Here is a 16182-nt window from a genome sequence, read left to right as displayed (position 1 = left end):
GCCAGTAGGCTGGGTGCGAAAGGTCTTAAACGATCACAGGGCCCGACACCATCCCTGTGGGAGCGAGCCTGCTCGCGATGGCTGAGTGTCAGTCGACATTTGCATCAACTGATCCACCGCTATCGCGAGCAAGCCCGCTCGCACAGGGAATGGTGTGGCTACTGGATCAGGGAACCCCGCAGGGAGTGCGGTTGCGCGGAATCGATGTGCACGTCGGCGAACTGGCCGATCAGGGCCGGGGTGTCGCAGCGGAAGTTGACGATGCGGTTGTTTTCAGTCCTTCCCTGCAATTCGCCCGGGTCTTTCTTCGAGTAATCGGTTACCAGGATCCGCTGGATGGTACCGACCATTTGTCGGCTGATTTCGAAACCTTGCTGATTCAAGCGGTGCTGCAGGGCGTTGAGCCGTTCCTTTTTCAGTTCTTCGGGGGTGTCATCCGCCAGGTCCGCCGCCGGAGTGCCCGGTCGTTGGCTGTAGACAAAGGAATAGGAAAAGTCGAAGCCCACGTCTTCGATCAGCTTCATGGTCTGCTGGAAGTCTTTCTCTGTTTCACCCGGGAAGCCGACGATGAAATCCGAGCTGATGCAGATGCCTGGCACCGCCGCCCGCAGTTTGCGCAGCTTGGATTTGTACTCCAGCGCCGTGTGGTTGCGCTTCATGGCTGCGAGGATCCGGTCCGAGCCCGATTGCACCGGCAAGTGCAGGTGTTTGACCAGTTCCGGCACCTCAGCATGGGCACGGATCAGGCTGTCGGAGAATTCCAGAGGATGGGAGGTGGTGTAGCGGATGCGGTCGATGCCATCTACCGCAGCCACCACGCGGATCAGCTCGGCGAGGTCCGCCAGGCGTCCATCATGGGTCAGGCCGCGATAGCCATTGACGTTCTGCCCCAGCAGCGTCACTTCGCGCACGCCGTTTTCCGCCAGGTGAATGATTTCGGCGATCACGTCGTCGAACGGCCGGCTGACTTCCTCGCCCCGGGTATAGGGCACCACGCAGAACGTGCAGTACTTGCTGCAACCTTCCATCACCGACACGTAGGCACTCGGGCCGTCGATACGGGGTTCGGGCAGGTGGTCGAATTTCTCGATTTCCGGGAACGTGACGTCCACTTGCGGCAATTTGGTGATGCGTGCCGCGTCGATCATCTCCGGCAGGCGATGCAGGGTCTGCGGGCCGAAAACCACGTCCACATAGGGCGCACGGTCACGAATGGCTGCACCTTCCTGGCTGGCGACGCAGCCACCCACGGCGATGACCATTTCCGGGTTGGCCTGCTTCAGTTCGCGCCAGCGGCCGAGCTGGGAATAAACCCGGTCCTGGGCACGTTCGCGGATCGAGCAGGTGTTGAGCAGGATCACGTCCGCATCTTCGGCGCGGGCGGTGACTTCCAGGGCCTGGTGTTCACCCAGCAGATCGACCATGCGCGAGCTGTCGTACTCGTTCATCTGGCAACCGTGGGTTTCGATGTAAAGCTTCTTGGCCATGGACCTGAGTCTCACGTGATTCAAAGAACCGCGCATTATAGGGAACAAGTCCCCAGGTTCCTACCGCAGCGCGAGCAGTGGCATGCTATAGTTTGCGCCCTCATTTTTACCCGCCGATGTGTTTCGCCCGCCATGACCAAACGTGAAGCTCCAATCTACAAGGTGATTTTCCTCAACCAGGGCCAGGTGTTCGAGATGTACGCCAAGCAGATCTACCAGAGCGATCTGTGGGGCTTCCTGGAAGTCGAGGAGTTCGTCTTTGGTGAGCGCACGCAGGTTGTGGTCGACCCGAGCGAAGAAAAGCTCAAGGCGCAATTCGAAGGCGTGGTGCGCAGTTTCGTGCCGATGCATTCGATCGTGCGTATCGACGAGGTCGAGCGCCTGGGCACGCCGAAGATCAGCGAGGCCCGTGGCGGGGTCGGCAATGTCATGCCGTTTCCGATGCCGATGCCTGAGAAGTAAGACTTAAAACCGAGTTGCCTTCATTCGCCAGCAAGCTCGCTCCCACATTAATGGACTGCACCCGAGATCCTGTGTGGGAGCGGGCTTGCTCGCGAAAGGGCCTGTAGAGCCAGAGCAATAATCAGGGCAATGGCGAGAACGGTGTACGCCCATCGGCGTTCTGCAGTTCCATCAGGTATTTGCGGAAGATCTGCCCCAGCACCTGGGTCGCCACTTCCAGCTCGTCCCGGGGCATCTGCTCGGCGACTTCGTCGGCGGTGTCCAGGGCTTCTTCAGCGCCGTTGACGGCTGCCATCTTCAGTACGATGTAGGCCTGGACATTATTGGCGGGTACGCCTTCACCATGGAAGAACATGCCGCCCAACTTGAACTGTGCCTGGGCATGGCCTTGCAGCGAGGCTTTTTCGAAATAGTCGAGGGCTTGTTTGAGGTCGCGGGGCGCCGCCTTGCCTTCGTAGTAGAACTCGCCCAACTCGTATTGCGCTTGCGCATCGCCTGCGTCCGCGGCTTTTCGACAGGCGTCGAGCGCCGGTGCGAGATCTTGTGGCTGGGTGTTGAGCGTGCAACGGCCCATTGCCGGGATCAACAACGAGTTGCCGCCTGCCTGTGCGTTCGCGAGCAGGGGCTGAAGGAGCAACAGGCAGCCCAGGGCAAGGGTGCGGCCGGTGCGGTTCATGGGAATCGACTTACCTCTGAGGGGCGCGCGGACCCTCCGGGGGGATCCAATAAGCGCGCATTATGAAATAAGCAGGGCCATCCTTACAAAGTCTTTACTCGTTTTTCTGCTGCCGAGGCATGCCAATGGCTGCTACAGGGGTAAAGACGTAGGAAAAAGGGCTGGGGGGTGTCGTCAATAGCTGACGCTGGTGTAAGCCAGCGTCAGTTATCCACAGGCTTACTTCAGTGCGGCAAAGGCGCGTTCGGCGGCATCAAGGGTGATTTTCAGCTCGGCCTCGCCATGGGCGATGGAGGTGAAGCCGGCCTCGAATGCGCTCGGCGCCAGGTAGACGCCACCCTCCAGCATCAGATGGAAGAAGCGCTTGAAGCGGTCTGCATCGCTGGCCATTACGTCTTCGAACGTCACGATGTCGTCGGCACCACTGAAATACAGCCCGAACATACCGCCGGCCTGGGTGGTCACGAACGGAATACCGGCCGCGTCGGCACGGATCTGCAAACCGTCGAGCAGGCGGGTGGTGTAGTCGGTCAGTTCGGCGTGGAAGCCGGGGCGACTGATCAGGCGCAAGGTGGTCAGGCCGGCGGCCATGGCCAGTGGGTTGCCCGACAAAGTGCCGGCCTGGTAGACCGGACCCAGCGGCGCGATGCATTCCATGATGGCACGCTTGCCTCCGAAGCAGCCCACCGGCATGCCGCCACCGATGATTTTGCCGAAGGTGCTCAGGTCCGGTGTCACGCCGTAGTGCGCCTGGGCGCCGCCGAGGGCTACGCGGAAACCGGTCATCACTTCGTCGAAGATCAGCACTACGCCATGCTGGTCGCACAGGCTGCGCAGGCCTTCCAGAAAGCCCGGTGCCGGTGGCACGCAGTTCATGTTGCCTGCCACTGGCTCAACGATGATGCAGGCCACTTCCTGGCCGACTTCGCCGAGCATCTTCTCGACTTCTTCCAGGTCGTTGAAGGGCAGGGTCAGGGTGTGCCTGGCAAACGCCGCTGGCACACCGGCGGAACTGGGCACGCCTTGGGTCAGCGCGCCGGAGCCGGCCTTGACCAGCAGGCTGTCGGAGTGGCCGTGGTAGCAACCTTCGAACTTGATGATGCTGTCGCGACCAGTGTAGCCGCGCGCCAGACGGATGGCGCTCATGGTGGCTTCAGTGCCGGAGCTGACCATGCGCACCATTTCCATCGACGGCACGATGGAGCAGACCAGGTCGGCCATCTCCGTTTCCATGGCGGTCGGGGCGCCGTAGGACAGGCCGTGTTCCAGCTGCCGGCGTACGGCGTCCAGCACGTCCGGATGGCTGTGGCCCAGGATCATCGGCCCCCAGGAACCGACGTAGTCCACGTAGCGCTTGTCGTCTTCGTCCGTTACGTACGCACCTTCGGCGTGTTTGAAGAACAGCGGGGTGCCGCCGACGCTCTTGAACGCACGGACGGGGGAGTTCACGCCGCCGGGGATGTGTTTCTGGGCGTTGGCAAACAGAGTTTCGGAACGGGACATGGTCGGTCTCTCGAAAGCGGAAATTAGTGGATCTGCAACAGATCGTTGAATGCGCGGGCGCGGCGCGTCACCTCGGTGGTGCTGTCGGCGCCGAACAAGCCATGGACCACTGCCAGCAGGTCGACACCATGGGCCACCAGCGGGGCGGCGTTATCCAGTGTGATACCGCCAATGGCGCAGACGGGTATATGCAATTTGATACGGGCCTGCTCCAGCAGTTCAAGGTTTGCGCTGGGGGCGCCGGGCTTGGTGTTGGAGTTGAAGAATCGCCCGAAGGCGACATAGCTGGCGCCTTCGCTCGCGGCCTGTTCGGCCAGCTCCAGGCTGGAATGACAGGTGGAACCGATGATTGCCTTGTGCCCGAGCAGTGCCCGCACCGGTGCCAGCGGACCATCGGTCTGTCCCAAATGCACGCCGACGCCCAGGCGCGCAGCCAACTCGGCGTCGTCGTTGATGATCAGTTGGGTCTTGTAGCGTTCGCACAGATTGCGCAGCGCTTCGGCTTCACGCAGGCGCCGGGCGTCATCGCTGCTCTTGTCACGGTATTGCAGCAGGGTGACACCACCTTCCAGCGCCGCTTCGACATAGGCCAGGAATTTGCCGGCCAGCAGTTGGCTATCCGTGATGGCGTAAAGGCCACGTAGTTTCATGCAGCAGCCCTCCGATATTAAGAGCAGAAATCCAGCGGCAGGCGGCGCGGCACGAACTGGCCTTTGCCCAGTTGTTCGGCATCGCGCAGGGTGCGCCAGGTGTAATCCAGGGCTGTCCGCACGGCGCTGACGAGCTGTTCGCCCTGTGCCAGCCGACCGGCCAGGGCACTGGCCAGGGTACAGCCGGAACCGTGGTAGCTGCCGGGCAGACGCTGGCAGGTAAACGTTTCGCGACGACCGTCACGGCTGTACAGGCGGTTGTGGATTTCATGTTCGTCGCCATGGCCACCGGTGATCAACAGGTGCTTGACGAAGGGCAACAGTTTTTCGGCGCATTCATCGGCGCTGCCTTCGGGCAGTTCAGCGAGGATGCGGGCTTCGGGCAGGTTGGGGGTCGCAATGATCGAAAGGGGCAGCAAGCGTTCGCGCATGGCGTAGCCGACTTCATCCTTGCCCAGCCGTCCGCCACCGCCAGCGCGCAGTACCGGATCGCAGACCATGGGCAGGTGCGGGTGGGCCAGGAGCAGTTCGACCACCGTGTCGACCATTTCCAGTGAACCGAGCATGCCCAGCTTGACCGCCGCCACCGGCGAATCGTTGAGCACGGCATTGGCTTGCGCCAGGACCCACTCCCGATCGAGGACGCGGAAATCGCTCACGTTCACTGTGTCTTGCACGGTCAACGCGGTAACGGCCGGGGCGGCATGGCAACCCTGGGCGAGCAGGGCTTCGATATCTGCCTGCAAGCCGGCGCCACCACTGGGATCGTGGCCGGAGAGACAGAGGACAACGGGGCGAGAGCTGTAGGTATTCATGGTGCGCGAGCTTACCACCAAACCTGCCGCTGGAGCGTAAGCGAAGTCAATTGTGGAGTGAGCTTCGCTCCCACAGAAAGATCGCTTGGTGCAGCCAGTTTTTTATCTGACCAAGGCAACAGCTCTATCTCAATGCTTGGCGCTGAAACGCCCGTTCTAGAGCGCTCCGCAAGAAAAAATTTCCGTGGTGCAAGTTGGCCATCAACGGCTATGCTAAATATGGATCCAACTCATAACAGGTAATGCCGGTTTTACGTCTACTCAGGGAATGGGGGGCTTCCTGACTCAACCGGACAGGCCACGCTGGGGCTTAAATGCGCTATTTGCTGATGTTTCTATTGTGCTTGTCCCCTTTGGCAAGCGCCCTCGAATTCGATGAATTCACCCAAAGCCTGCCCCTGGGCCAAGCCTTGCAAGTGTTCGAAGATGTGGACGGCACGGCCACCATTGACGATGTCGTGACCCAGGCCGTCGCCCGCCAATTCAAGCCCCATGGCAAGGACACGCTGAACGCCGGTTATTCACGTTCGGCGTTCTGGCTAAAAATCGACTTGCACTACCGCCCCGGCAATTCGGATGCCCAGCGTACCTGGCTGCTGGAACTGGCGTATCCGCCGCTGGACCACCTCGACCTGTATCTGCCGGACGCCACGGGCGCGTATCGTCTGGCTCGCCGGACGGGCGATGCGTTGCCGTTCGCCGCCCGTGAAATTCGCCAGAACAATTACCTGTTCAGCCTGGACTTCAAGCCCGATCAACGCCAGACCGTCTATTTGCGCTTGCAAAGCCAGGGCTCGATCCAGGCACCGCTGACGCTGTGGTCCAGCACCGCCTATCTCGAACAGCAGCCGTTGCGTTTGTACGTGCTGGGAATCATTTATGGCGTGCTGCTGGGCATGCTGGTTTACAACCTGTTCATTTATCTAAGCGTGCGCGATACCAGTTATCTCTATTACATCGTCTATATTGCCTCGTTCGGCTTGTATCAGCTGTCGGTCAACGGGGCCGCGGTGGAATATTTCTGGCCGGACAGCCCATGGTGGGCCAATGCCGCGACGCCGTTTTTCATCGGTTGCGCGGGCCTGTTCGGCAGCCAGTTTGCCCGCAGCTTCCTGCAAACCGCACAACACAGTCGCTGGCTGGACCGATTACTCCTGGTATTGATTGCCTACAGTGCAGTGGTGGTGGGCCTGTCGTTGATGACCAGCTACGCCCTGGCGCTGCGCCTGGCGACGGCGCTGGCGCTGATGTTTACCGTGGTGGTTTTCGCTGCCGGGTTGTTTGCCTGGTGGCGAGGGTTGCGGGTCGCGCGTTATTTCATCATTGCCTGGTCGGCGTTTTTGCTGGGAGGCGCGGTCAACACGCTGATGGTGCTTGGTTATCTGCCGAACGTCTTCCTGACCATGTACGCCAGCCAGATTGGCTCGGCCATCGAGGTGGCCCTGCTGTCCCTGGCTCTGGCGGACCGCATCAATGCCATGCGTGAACAACAGGCCCAGACCCTTTTCGACGCCGGGCAGAAGCTGGAGGTGCTCAACCAGCAACTGGCCCAGGGCAACAAACTCAAGGACGAATTCCTTGCCACCCTGACCCATGAACTGCGCACGCCCATGAACGGTGTGATCGGCTCTCTGGAGTTGATGGAAACCGTCGAAATGAATGAAGAACTGATCCAGTATCAACAGACCGCCGCCGGTTCGGCGCGGGACATGATGCGCATGGTCAACGGCATGCTCACGCTCACCGAGCTGCAGGCAGGCAAGCTCAAGGTGGCTGCGGCGCCGTTTAGCCTGCGAGGGATGATCGATGCCTTGCAGATGCAGTTCGGCGGTAACGCGGCGGTCAAGGGGCTGGATTTCAGGGTGGATGTGGCATCCGACCTGGCGGACCGCCTGTTGGGCGACAGCGGCAAGCTGGCGCAATGCCTGGAATGCCTGTTGGACAATGCCATCAAGTTCACGCGGGTGGGCGGCCTTGCGCTGCGGGTCAGCGGCAGGCCGATGGGGCTTGATCGGTGGGGGCTGTCCTTCGCGGTGATCGATACCGGCATTGGCTTCACCGATCTGGGAGAGGCGACCTTGTACCAGCGGTTTTTCCAGCTCGACGGATCGATGACCCGCGAGTTCGGTGGCCTCGGTGTGGGCCTGGCGATTTGTCGGCAATTGGTGGAGTTGCTCGGTGGCCGCTTGACCCATACCTCTGAGCCCGGGCGCGGCAGCCGTTTCCAGCTGGACGTCGAGTTCGAGACGGCATCGCCCGTGCCCGCGCCGTTTTCGTTCGACACGCGGGAAGAGACGCGTCGACCCCAGGACTGTACGGTGCTGCTGGCCGATGACAACAGCGTCGATCAGTTGGTCATGCGCGGCATGTTGCTCAAGCTTGGCTATCGAGTGCGTACGGCTGACAACGGTCACGCGGCGCTGGAACTGTTGCAGCAGGACAGCTTTGACGCGGTGCTGCTCGACTGCCAGTCGCCTCCGTTGGACGGCGTGGCGATCTGTTGCCGGATTCGCACCCTGGCCGGATGTGAAGATGTGCCGGTGTTGGTGGTCAGTTCGAACCTTGAACCGACTTACTGTCCGTCCGGCGCCTTGATCGATTACCTGAGCAAACCCGTGAAATTCGAAGTGTTGCAAACGATTCTGCAGCGACGGGTACTGTGTCCGAAGCAGGGTGAAAGCGCCGACATTTAGGCGCATATGACACTTTGTTCGGCCTGGAGGCGGTGCTTAACTGAATCCCTGCTGGCCGACCGAGGAGCCCTGTCATGAACCTGCACCAGTTTGCCGAAACCCACGACGTCACCAATCAGCCACCGTCCCTGGATGGCGCCAACCTGTACCGCATCGACCTGCCGCTGCAGCAATGGTCGCAACGCTTTGGCGCGGGCTGGGCACAGGAGCGGATCGATGAATATGGTGCATTGGCCGGCGGGCCACTGATGGAGGCGGGGTTCCTGGCCAACCAGAACAAGCCGGTGTTTTCCAGTCATGACCGCTATGGGCATCGGATCGACCTGGTGGAATTTCATCCGGCCTATCACCAACTGATGCGCACCGCCGTCGAGCATGGCCTGCCAAGCCTGCCGTGGGCCCATCCGCAACCCGGCGCTCATGTCGCCCGGGCCTCGATGACTTATCTGCACAGCCAGGCCGAAGCGGGCACCGGCTGCCCTCTGACCATGACCTTCGCCAGCGTGCCGGCGCTACGCCTGCAACCGGACCTGGCCGAGCGCTGGCTGCCCAAGGTGCTCGCCACTGAGTATGACCCACGCAACGTCGGCGTGGCTCATAAGGCCGGGGTCACCCTCGGCATGGCGATGACCGAGAAGCAGGGTGGCACCGATGTGCGCGCCAATACCACCAAGGCCTATCCGGTGGGCGCCCGTGGTCCGGGTCAGGCTTATGAATTGGTGGGCCATAAGTGGTTCTGTTCGGCGCCGATGTGCGATGCCTTCCTGACCCTGGCGCAGACCGACAAGGGCCTGACCTGTTTCCTGCTGCCGCGCCATCGCCCGGATGACACCCGCAACCAGTTCTACATTCAACGGCTCAAGAACAAGCTGGGCAACTGTTCCAATGCGTCGAGCGAAGTCGAGTTTCGCGGCGCGCTGGCCTGGATGGTCGGTGAAGAAGGGCGGGGCGTGCCGACCATCATCGAGATGGTCGCCATGACCCGTTTTGATTGCATGGTGGGTTCCAGCGCCCTGATGCGTCAGGCCCTGACCCAGGCCAGCCACCACTGCGCGCATCGCAAGGTCGGTGGCAAGGTGTTGAGCGAACAGCCGCTGATGCAAAACGTACTGGCGGACCTTGCTCTGGAAAGCGAAGCCGCCCTGGCACTGAGCCTGCGCATGGGCCGGGCGCTGGATCACTTGAGTGACGAACACGAGGCCAGGTTCGCCCGGCTGGTGACGGCGGTGGGCAAATACTGGATCTGCAAGCGCGCCCCCGCCATGATCAACGAAGCCGCCGAGTGCATGGGCGGTGCCGGTTACGTCGAAGACAGCATCCTGCCGCGCCTGTACCGGGAAGCACCGGTCAACTCGACGTGGGAAGGCTCCGGCAACGTGCAATGCCTGGATGTATTGCGGGCCCTGTCCAAGGAGCCGGGCGTGCTTGAGGTGCTGTTCAGCGAACTGGGCGACGGCCACGGCGACAAGCGCCTGGCTGCCCATATCGAGGGACTGCGCACGGCATTCAAGGACACCGACGACATCCAGTACCGTGCCCGACAATTGACCGAGGACATTGCCGTCGGCCTGCAAGCCAAGCTGTTGCTTGAAGCGGGTAACAACGATGTCAGCGACGCCTTTATCGCCAGCCGCCTCGGCTCGACCGGCCGGGTCTATGGTGCGTTGCCTCGTGGGCTGAATGTCGAGGCCATCGTGACGCGCTCTACGCCGCAGGATTTCTGAATAGCCTGCAACTTGCACTGAACCTCCTGTGGGAGCGGGCTTGCCCGCAAAAGCGTCGGCACATCCTGCCCCTTCATAACACCGCCTTCGCGAGCAAGCCCGCTCCCACAGGGGATCTCCTGGGGCTTGGGATTAATAACAGCCATTACGCCACTGTTCCCGTAAGACGACGATGCAGGCAAGATGAAGGCCTGCAAGTCAGAACACAGGAAGCTGATCGTGACCGAAGCGTTTATTGTCGTTCAAACCGCCGAGCAAGCCGTAGATCGGCTCGCGGCCCTGCACGAGCGTGCGACCACCGCGCTGAACCAGGCGCTCATGCGTTATCTCAAGGACCGTATCGAACCGAGTGCCGAGCAACGGGCGTTGTTTCGTTACCCGGCCCTGCGTCTGACCTATCACTGCCATGGCGAAGTCCCGCAGACCACCCGCGCCTATGCCAAGGTCCAGTTGCCGGGCACTTACTGCGTCACCGTCACCCATCCTGCCGCGTTCCGTAAATACCTGCTGGAACAACTGGTCCCGCTGATGCACGACTTCACGGTTACCGTGGAAGTCGGCGTCAGCGAGCAAAATATTCCGTATCCGTACGTGGTGGAGCAGGGCGACGAGCTGGCCGGCTCCGGCGTGACGGCGGCGGTGCTGGCGCGGGTTTTCCCCAGCACCGACCTGTCGGCCGCCACCGATGGCATCGCCGACGGCCTGTACGATTGGGAAAACACCGACCCACTGCCCCTGGCGCTGTTCGATGCCGCCCGCGTGGACTTTTCCCTGCGCCGGCTGGTGCATTACACCGGCAGCGACTGGCGTCATGTGCAGCCGTGGATCCTGCTGACTAACTATCACCGCTATGTCGACCAGTTCATCGTCCATGGCCTGGAGCAGTTGCGCAGCGATCCGCGTTTTGTGCGCATGGTCCTGCCGGGCAACGTGATCATCGACAAGCATATGGATCACAGCGAAGCCTCGGCCATCGCCGCCGGCGTGGTCTGGCACCGCTACCAGATGCCGGCCTATCACCTGCAGGCCAGCGACGGCCACGGCGTGACCCTGGTGAACATCGGCGTCGGTCCGTCCAACGCCAAGAACATCACCGACCACCTGGCGGTGCTGCGTCCTCATTGCTGGCTGATGATCGGCCACTGCGGCGGGTTGCGGCAGTCCCAGACCATCGGCGACTACGTGCTCGCCCACGCCTACATGCGCCGCGATGGCATTCTCGACCGGGTGGTGCCGCCGAACATTCCGATCCCTGCCCTGGCGGAGGTGCAGTTGGCGTTGCAACAGGCGGCGGCGAACATCACTGGCGAAAAGGGCGACGAGCTGAAGAAGCGTCTGCGCACCGGCACCGTGCTGACCTACGATGATCGCAACTGGGAGCTGCGCTGGGCCCAGGAGCGGCCGTTGATCAACCTGTCCCGCGCCGTAGCGGTGGACATGGAAAGCGGCACCATCGCCGCCCAGGGTTATCGCCTGCGGGTGCCTTATGGCACGCTGCTGTGCGTGTCGGACAAACCGCTGCACAGCGAGATCAAGCTGCCGGGCTCGGCCAACGCTTTTTATGAGCGTGCGGTCAACCAGCACTTGAAGATCGGCATCGAGGCGCTGGACCTGTTGCGTACCGAACTCACCTCGCTGCACTCGCGCAAACTGCGCAGTTTCGACGAGCCGCCGTTCCGCTGACATCGTTCGGGCGGTGGTTATTTAACGGTCGGGCCACTAGCATGGTCGGCCCTGACCGTTAGATGTTGTGTTTGCCATGGCCCGTCCTCCACGTCCCGCTTCCCGCCGCCCTGGTGTGAAGTCTCCTGCATTCGCTCCGCGCCGGGTGGCCAAGGCCCCGCCGGCCGAGCCGCGGCTGATTCTGTTCAACAAACCCTTCGATGTACTGACGCAGTTCAGCGACGGTGAGGGGCGGGCAACGCTCAAGGACTTCATCGATGTGCCAGGCATCTACCCGGCCGGGCGGCTGGATCGCGACAGTGAAGGACTGCTGTTGCTGACCAACGACGGGCAATTGCAGGCCCGCATCGCCGACCCCAAGCACAAACTGGCCAAGACCTATTGGGTGCAGGTGGAAGGCGAGCCGAGTGCCGAACAGTTGCAGCGGCTGCGCGATGGCGTGGAACTGAATGACGGCATGACGTTGCCGGCCGAGGCTCGCCAGTTGGACGAACCGCAACTCTGGCCGCGTAATCCGCCGGTGCGCTTTCGCAAGAGCGTGCCCACGAGCTGGCTGGAACTGGTCATCCGTGAAGGGCGCAACCGTCAGGTGCGGCGCATGACCGCCGCGGTGGGCTTGCCGACGCTGCGGCTGGTGCGGGTCAGGATTGGCGACTGGACGATCGAAGGGCTCGATCAGGGCCAGTGGAAGGAAGTGCCGGCGCGCTTATAGCGTCCCGGACTCGATCAGGCCGATCACCACGCTCTTGATGATGAACGCCGCCACGCCAAGGCCCAGCACAAAAAACAGGATGAACGAGCCGAAACGCCCGGCCTTGGATTTCTTCGCCAGGTCCCAGACGATGAAGCCCATGAAAATGATCAGGATGCTGACCAGGCCGGTCATCATCCACTCTTCGAAAACAGCAGGATCCATCGAAACACTCCGGCGCAGACGGGTTGAAAAGGCCGGGCGAGTATACGGCATGGGGGAAGGCCGAGGGGCTGGCCTGCGGCGGTGTGTCGCAGCTTTTCATCGCGGACTCTGTGGGAGCCGAGCTTGCTCGCGATGGCGGCCTTACTGTCGACTATGATTTGGCTGATCCACCGCCATCGCGAGCAAGCTCGGCTCCCACGAGGTTGCTGGGGGCTTTCAGCCGCGCAGATGAGTCAGTGGCAACTCGGTGCTGTTGAGCACTTGGTTAAGCACGAAGCTCGAACGCACGCTGGTGACGCCGTCGATTCGGGTCAGGTGTCCCAGCAGCAGTTTCTGGTAATGGTCCATGTCGGGCACCACGACCTTGAGCTGGTAGTCCGCGTCCATCCCCGTCACCAGGCTGCACTCCAGCACTTGCGGCAGGTTGCGGATGGCTGCCTCGAAATTCTCGAAGCGCTCGGGCGTGTGACGGTCCATGCCGATGAGTACGTAGGCCGTCAGGCTCAGGCCAAGCATCTTGCGATCGAGCAGAGCGACCTGCCGGGAAATGTACCCGTCGTCCTCCAGTTGCTTGACCCGGCGCGAGCAGGGGGAAGGGGACAGGCCGATGCGTTCGGCCAGTTCCTGGTTGGAGATCCGCGCGTCGCGCTGCAATTCCGCCAAAATACTCAGGTCGTAACGGTCGAGTTTGCTCATCGGTCGGGCCTTTATTCTGTTAATTGCGGTGGATTATCCATCCTGAGTTAAAAATTGCGCAAGTAGTGTTTATTCGAGCAATCTTCGCAATCATCTGTCGGCTCTGCAGCCTTATGCTTACCACCAAGATCACTGCTCGGACAAACAGTCCAATGCAGCCCGCCCGATCAGGCCGGCTGCGGTCGCGGCACCCACAGGTGTCTGGCAGGCCCCCGAGCTGCACGTTGTCCAGAAGACGGCGTGAGGTGAGCCGACGTCAAAAGCGTCGCGCACGGACGAAATTCTCGAGGGGAGGCCGACGGGCCTCCCTTTTTTAATGCCTGCAAAAAAACCGAGTAATCTGTAGCAGAACCGGCCTGGGCTTTTCTCAGTCTTATCGTCAGGCCTTGAACCGTCGTGAGGAATAACATGAAGTCGCGCATCTGGCGTTTGGCAGGTGTTGGTCTGTTGTGGGCAAGTGTCAGTGCGCAAGGGATGGCCGATGATCAACAGAATCGTGGCGGCGGCCCGGAAGGTGGGCGTGGCTATGATCAGCGAGGCGGGGATCAGCGAGGCGGCAATGGTCAGGGGCACGCCGATCAACCCCGGCCGCAGCATAACGAACGAAACAACGAAATTATCCGCGGTGACAACAGCCGCCAGTTCGAGCCTGGCGCCCAGCGCCAGGGCGGACAGCCTTACTACAGTCCGCCCAAGGACCCCAACGGCGCAGGTCGACCTCCTCACCAACCGGGCAATAACCTGCCGATCCAGGGGCGGCCCGACAGCGTGACCCAGACGCAGGAACCCCAACCGGGTTACTACCGCGATATCCCGCGTCGCAGCGAAGGCTACCCGAGCAGGCCACGGCCCGACTATAACAACCGCCCCGACAACCGCCCCGACCAGTACTGGCCCGGTCGGCCGGACGGTCACGGCAATGGTTGGGGGCCGGGGCCGCAATATCGTCCGGGGTATGTGATCGACCGTTTTCCAGAGCGCCATTATCGAGTGCCCTATCGTGGCGAGGATTATTTCTACTCGGGCGGCTACTGGTATCGTCCGCAGGGGCCGCGCTACATCGTGGTGCAGCCGCCACGGGGGATTCGTACCCGTTACTTGCCCGATTACGCACGGGAAGTGTGGATTGGCAGCTCGCTGTTTTTCCTCGCCGCCGGGGCCTATTACATTTACGAGGCCAGCACCCGGGATTACGTCGTGGTCGATGCGCCAATCGCCAACCCGCAGCCTCAACCCCAGGGTAACGGTTTCGATGTGGTGGCCTATCCGGCCAATGGCCAGTCTCCCGAGCAGGTCAACCAGGATGGCTACGATTGCTATCGTTGGGCGGTGCAGCAGAGCGGTTTCGACCCGCGCAACTACACCTATCCGCCGGCGCCGGAAGTGGTACAGACCTACCGCCAGGCTCAGGGGAGTTGCCTGAGTAGCCGAGGGTATCAGGTGAGTTACTGAGGTCTGTTTGTTCAGTCGATGAGGCTCACCCGCCCCTGGCGCCCTTGACCACCTCCGATGGATCGGCATGCACCAGTACTTCGGCCTTTGGATAGGCCTGGTGGATGGCGTCGGCGGCCTGGTCGCTGATGCCATGGGCCACCGACAGGCTCAGCTCGCCAGGCAATTCCAAGTGCAATTGCACAAACCAATGGTTGCCGGAGATCCGCGTGCGCAGGTCATGGGCACCGAGCACACCAGGTACCGCGCAAGCCAGTGCCAGCATGTGCTGGCTGACGTCGGGCGGTAATTCCTCGTCCATCAGCACGGCGAAGCTTTCCCGGGCGATCTGAATGGCGCTCCACAAAATGTACGCGGCGATACCCAGGCCGAACCAGGCATCGACCTGGAACCAGCCGAACCCGGCCAGAACCAGGGCTACCAGGATGCTGCCGTTGAGCAGCAGGTCGGAGCGGTAATGCAGCGAGTCGGCGCGTACGGCATTGGAGCCGGTGGCGCGGATAACCCGGTGCTGCAATGCCAGCAGCGCCAGCGTCAACACCAGGGAAAATACGATCACACCGACACTCAGCCAAGGCGCCTGCACCGCAACCGGTTCTTTCAAGCGTTCAAACGCCTGCAACGCGATCAATATTGCACTGCCAGCGATGAACAACGCCTGGGCCATGCCGGCCAGGGACTCGGCCTTGCCGTGCCCGTAGCGGTGGTCGTCGTCGGCGGGGCGCAGGGCGTAATGCACCGCCAGCAGATTGAGCAGCGACGTGACGCCGTCCAATGCCGAGTCGGTCAGGCCGGCGAGCATGCTCACCGAACCGCTCAACCACCAGGCCAGAGCCTTGGCGACGATGAGGATCAGCGCCACGGCCACCGAGGCACGGGTGGCCAGGCGCAGCAGACGAGCATGTTCGGCGCTGGTGGTCATGGCGCGGTCGTTCCTTCGGCGGCGCCCTTCATGCGGCAGGTTTGAGACCGAAGGCGGCCAGTTGCTGGGCGCTGCCCTTGTGCTGGATCAGCCGTGGGTCGTCCAGCGGGAAGCTGCGGCCCAGTTCGCTTTCCAGGATCGCTTGCAGCTTATGGTTGTCGACACTGCCGTCGGCGTTGATGGCCGGCTTGAGTTTCTCCGGGGCAATCTGGGCGCTCTTGCCCGGTTCGAAATAGATGGCGCCGGTGGCGAAGTCCACGGCGAACGCGATCAGGCCGGGAATGATGTAGAACAGCAGCCCGACGGCATCGAGCGCGGCGATCGCCGGGTCGATCTTGCCATCGATCTGCCCACGGCGATCGGGGTAGAAGATCGAGCCGCAGGCACTGAGCTGGGTCAGCAGGGTGGCGACCAGGACGCCGCCGATCACGCGAAATGGCATACGCATAACAATCTCCCGAGCAGGTAAAGGCGTTGCTGGTTGGAGTCCAGACCACGCGAAA

The 16182-nt window shown here is 61.9% G+C and carries 15 protein-coding genes; 6 read left to right on the top strand and 9 right to left on the bottom strand.

Features of this window, described 5'->3' with window-relative positions:
• Positions 1-158: 158 nt before the first annotated feature.
• Complete coding sequence (miaB, locus tag AD666_RS11355) at positions 159-1487, bottom strand: tRNA (N6-isopentenyl adenosine(37)-C2)-methylthiotransferase MiaB (RefSeq protein WP_053151748.1); 1329 nt, start codon at positions 1485-1487, stop codon at positions 159-161.
• A gap of 132 nt (positions 1488-1619) precedes the next feature.
• On the opposite strand from miaB, the gene AD666_RS11350 reads away from it, so the two are divergent.
• Positions 1620-1949, top strand: coding sequence for a DUF1820 family protein (locus tag AD666_RS11350; protein WP_027617776.1), 330 nt, complete (start codon positions 1620-1622; stop codon positions 1947-1949).
• Positions 1950-2070: 121 nt separating this feature from the next.
• Here AD666_RS11350 and AD666_RS11345 read toward each other — a convergent pair whose 3' ends face one another.
• The 4 genes from AD666_RS11345 to AD666_RS11330 form a co-directional block, all read right to left on the bottom strand.
• Complete coding sequence (locus AD666_RS11345; RefSeq protein WP_053151746.1) at positions 2071-2625, bottom strand: tetratricopeptide repeat protein; 555 nt, start codon at positions 2623-2625, stop codon at positions 2071-2073.
• A 219-nt stretch (positions 2626-2844) separates the two neighbouring features.
• Positions 2845-4128, bottom strand: a complete 1284-nt coding sequence (gene hemL, locus AD666_RS11340) for a glutamate-1-semialdehyde 2,1-aminomutase (RefSeq protein ID WP_053151744.1) — start codon at positions 4126-4128, stop codon at positions 2845-2847.
• A gap of 23 nt (positions 4129-4151) precedes the next feature.
• Entirely contained in the window at positions 4152-4778 is a 627-nt protein-coding gene (thiE, locus tag AD666_RS11335) for a thiamine phosphate synthase (protein WP_053151742.1), read from the bottom strand.
• Positions 4779-4795: 17 nt separating this feature from the next.
• The gene (locus tag AD666_RS11330) at positions 4796-5593 is read right to left on the bottom strand and encodes a hydroxymethylpyrimidine/phosphomethylpyrimidine kinase (protein ID WP_053151740.1); all 798 of its coding nucleotides are present in this window, start codon (positions 5591-5593) and stop codon (positions 4796-4798) included.
• Between the two features lie 314 nt (positions 5594-5907).
• On the opposite strand from AD666_RS11330, the gene AD666_RS11325 reads away from it, so the two are divergent.
• From AD666_RS11325 to AD666_RS11310, 4 genes are all read left to right on the top strand, one after another.
• Positions 5908-8286, top strand: a complete 2379-nt coding sequence (locus tag AD666_RS11325; protein ID WP_053151738.1) for a hybrid sensor histidine kinase/response regulator — start codon at positions 5908-5910, stop codon at positions 8284-8286.
• Between the two features lie 74 nt (positions 8287-8360).
• Positions 8361-10010 (top strand): acyl-CoA dehydrogenase family protein, encoded by a 1650-nt coding sequence (locus AD666_RS11320; RefSeq protein ID WP_053151736.1) that lies wholly within the window; start codon positions 8361-8363, stop codon positions 10008-10010.
• Between the two features lie 183 nt (positions 10011-10193).
• On the top strand, positions 10194-11693 hold the full coding sequence (gene amn / locus AD666_RS11315; RefSeq protein WP_172679621.1) for an AMP nucleosidase: 1500 nt from the start codon (positions 10194-10196) through the stop codon (positions 11691-11693).
• Between the two features lie 145 nt (positions 11694-11838).
• Complete coding sequence (locus AD666_RS11310) at positions 11839-12405, top strand: pseudouridine synthase (protein WP_172679623.1); 567 nt, start codon at positions 11839-11841, stop codon at positions 12403-12405.
• Here the strand turns inward: AD666_RS11310 and AD666_RS11305 are convergent.
• A complete protein-coding gene (locus AD666_RS11305) occupies positions 12400-12609 on the bottom strand; it encodes a DUF2788 domain-containing protein (protein WP_039594082.1) in 210 nt (69 codons plus the stop codon). The two genes, AD666_RS11310 and AD666_RS11305, sit on opposite strands and share 6 nt — an antisense overlap.
• Before the next feature lie 216 nt (positions 12610-12825).
• Complete coding sequence (locus AD666_RS11300; RefSeq protein ID WP_053151732.1) at positions 12826-13305, bottom strand: Lrp/AsnC family transcriptional regulator; 480 nt, start codon at positions 13303-13305, stop codon at positions 12826-12828.
• A gap of 408 nt (positions 13306-13713) precedes the next feature.
• Between AD666_RS11300 and AD666_RS11295 the strand changes: the two genes are divergently transcribed.
• The gene (locus AD666_RS11295; protein WP_053151730.1) at positions 13714-14757 is read left to right on the top strand and encodes a DUF6515 family protein; all 1044 of its coding nucleotides are present in this window, start codon (positions 13714-13716) and stop codon (positions 14755-14757) included.
• Between the two features lie 25 nt (positions 14758-14782).
• Here the strand turns inward: AD666_RS11295 and AD666_RS11290 are convergent, their stop codons facing one another.
• Positions 14783-15679, bottom strand: a complete 897-nt coding sequence (locus AD666_RS11290) for a cation diffusion facilitator family transporter (protein WP_053151728.1) — start codon at positions 15677-15679, stop codon at positions 14783-14785.
• A 28-nt stretch (positions 15680-15707) separates the two neighbouring features.
• Positions 15708-16127, bottom strand: a complete 420-nt coding sequence (locus tag AD666_RS11285) for a hypothetical protein (RefSeq protein ID WP_053151726.1) — start codon at positions 16125-16127, stop codon at positions 15708-15710.
• Between the last annotated feature and the right edge of the window lie 55 nt (positions 16128-16182).

The sequence above is a fragment of the Pseudomonas sp. Pf153 genome, assembly GCF_001269775.1.
Taxonomy (GTDB): domain Bacteria; phylum Pseudomonadota; class Gammaproteobacteria; order Pseudomonadales; family Pseudomonadaceae; genus Aquipseudomonas; species Aquipseudomonas uvaldensis.
The sequence above is the reverse complement of the archived record's forward strand: the minus strand, read 5'-3'. Positions and strand labels throughout refer to the sequence as shown.

What these genes read in the sequence shown, in the direction of transcription:
- miaB (WP_053151748.1), bottom strand. Translation starts at nt 1,487, where the DNA reads ATGGCCAAGAAGCTTTACATCGAAACCCACGGTTGCCAGATGAACGAG.
- AD666_RS11350 (WP_027617776.1), top strand. Translation starts at nt 1,620, where the DNA reads ATGACCAAACGTGAAGCTCCAATCTACAAGGTGATTTTCCTCAACCAG.
- AD666_RS11345 (WP_053151746.1), bottom strand. Translation starts at nt 2,625, where the DNA reads ATGAACCGCACCGGCCGCACCCTTGCCCTGGGCTGCCTGTTGCTCCTT.
- hemL (WP_053151744.1), bottom strand. Translation starts at nt 4,128, where the DNA reads ATGTCCCGTTCCGAAACTCTGTTTGCCAACGCCCAGAAACACATCCCC.
- thiE (WP_053151742.1), bottom strand. Translation starts at nt 4,778, where the DNA reads ATGAAACTACGTGGCCTTTACGCCATCACGGATAGCCAACTGCTGGCC.
- AD666_RS11330 (WP_053151740.1), bottom strand. Translation starts at nt 5,593, where the DNA reads ATGAATACCTACAGCTCTCGCCCCGTTGTCCTCTGTCTCTCCGGCCAC.
- AD666_RS11325 (WP_053151738.1), top strand. Translation starts at nt 5,908, where the DNA reads ATGCGCTATTTGCTGATGTTTCTATTGTGCTTGTCCCCTTTGGCAAGC.
- AD666_RS11320 (WP_053151736.1), top strand. Translation starts at nt 8,361, where the DNA reads ATGAACCTGCACCAGTTTGCCGAAACCCACGACGTCACCAATCAGCCA.
- amn (WP_172679621.1), top strand. Translation starts at nt 10,194, where the DNA reads ATGAAGGCCTGCAAGTCAGAACACAGGAAGCTGATCGTGACCGAAGCG.
- AD666_RS11305 (WP_039594082.1), bottom strand. Translation starts at nt 12,609, where the DNA reads ATGGATCCTGCTGTTTTCGAAGAGTGGATGATGACCGGCCTGGTCAGC.
- AD666_RS11300 (WP_053151732.1), bottom strand. Translation starts at nt 13,305, where the DNA reads ATGAGCAAACTCGACCGTTACGACCTGAGTATTTTGGCGGAATTGCAG.
- AD666_RS11295 (WP_053151730.1), top strand. Translation starts at nt 13,714, where the DNA reads ATGAAGTCGCGCATCTGGCGTTTGGCAGGTGTTGGTCTGTTGTGGGCA.
- AD666_RS11290 (WP_053151728.1), bottom strand. Translation starts at nt 15,679, where the DNA reads ATGACCACCAGCGCCGAACATGCTCGTCTGCTGCGCCTGGCCACCCGT.
- AD666_RS11285 (WP_053151726.1), bottom strand. Translation starts at nt 16,127, where the DNA reads ATGCGTATGCCATTTCGCGTGATCGGCGGCGTCCTGGTCGCCACCCTG.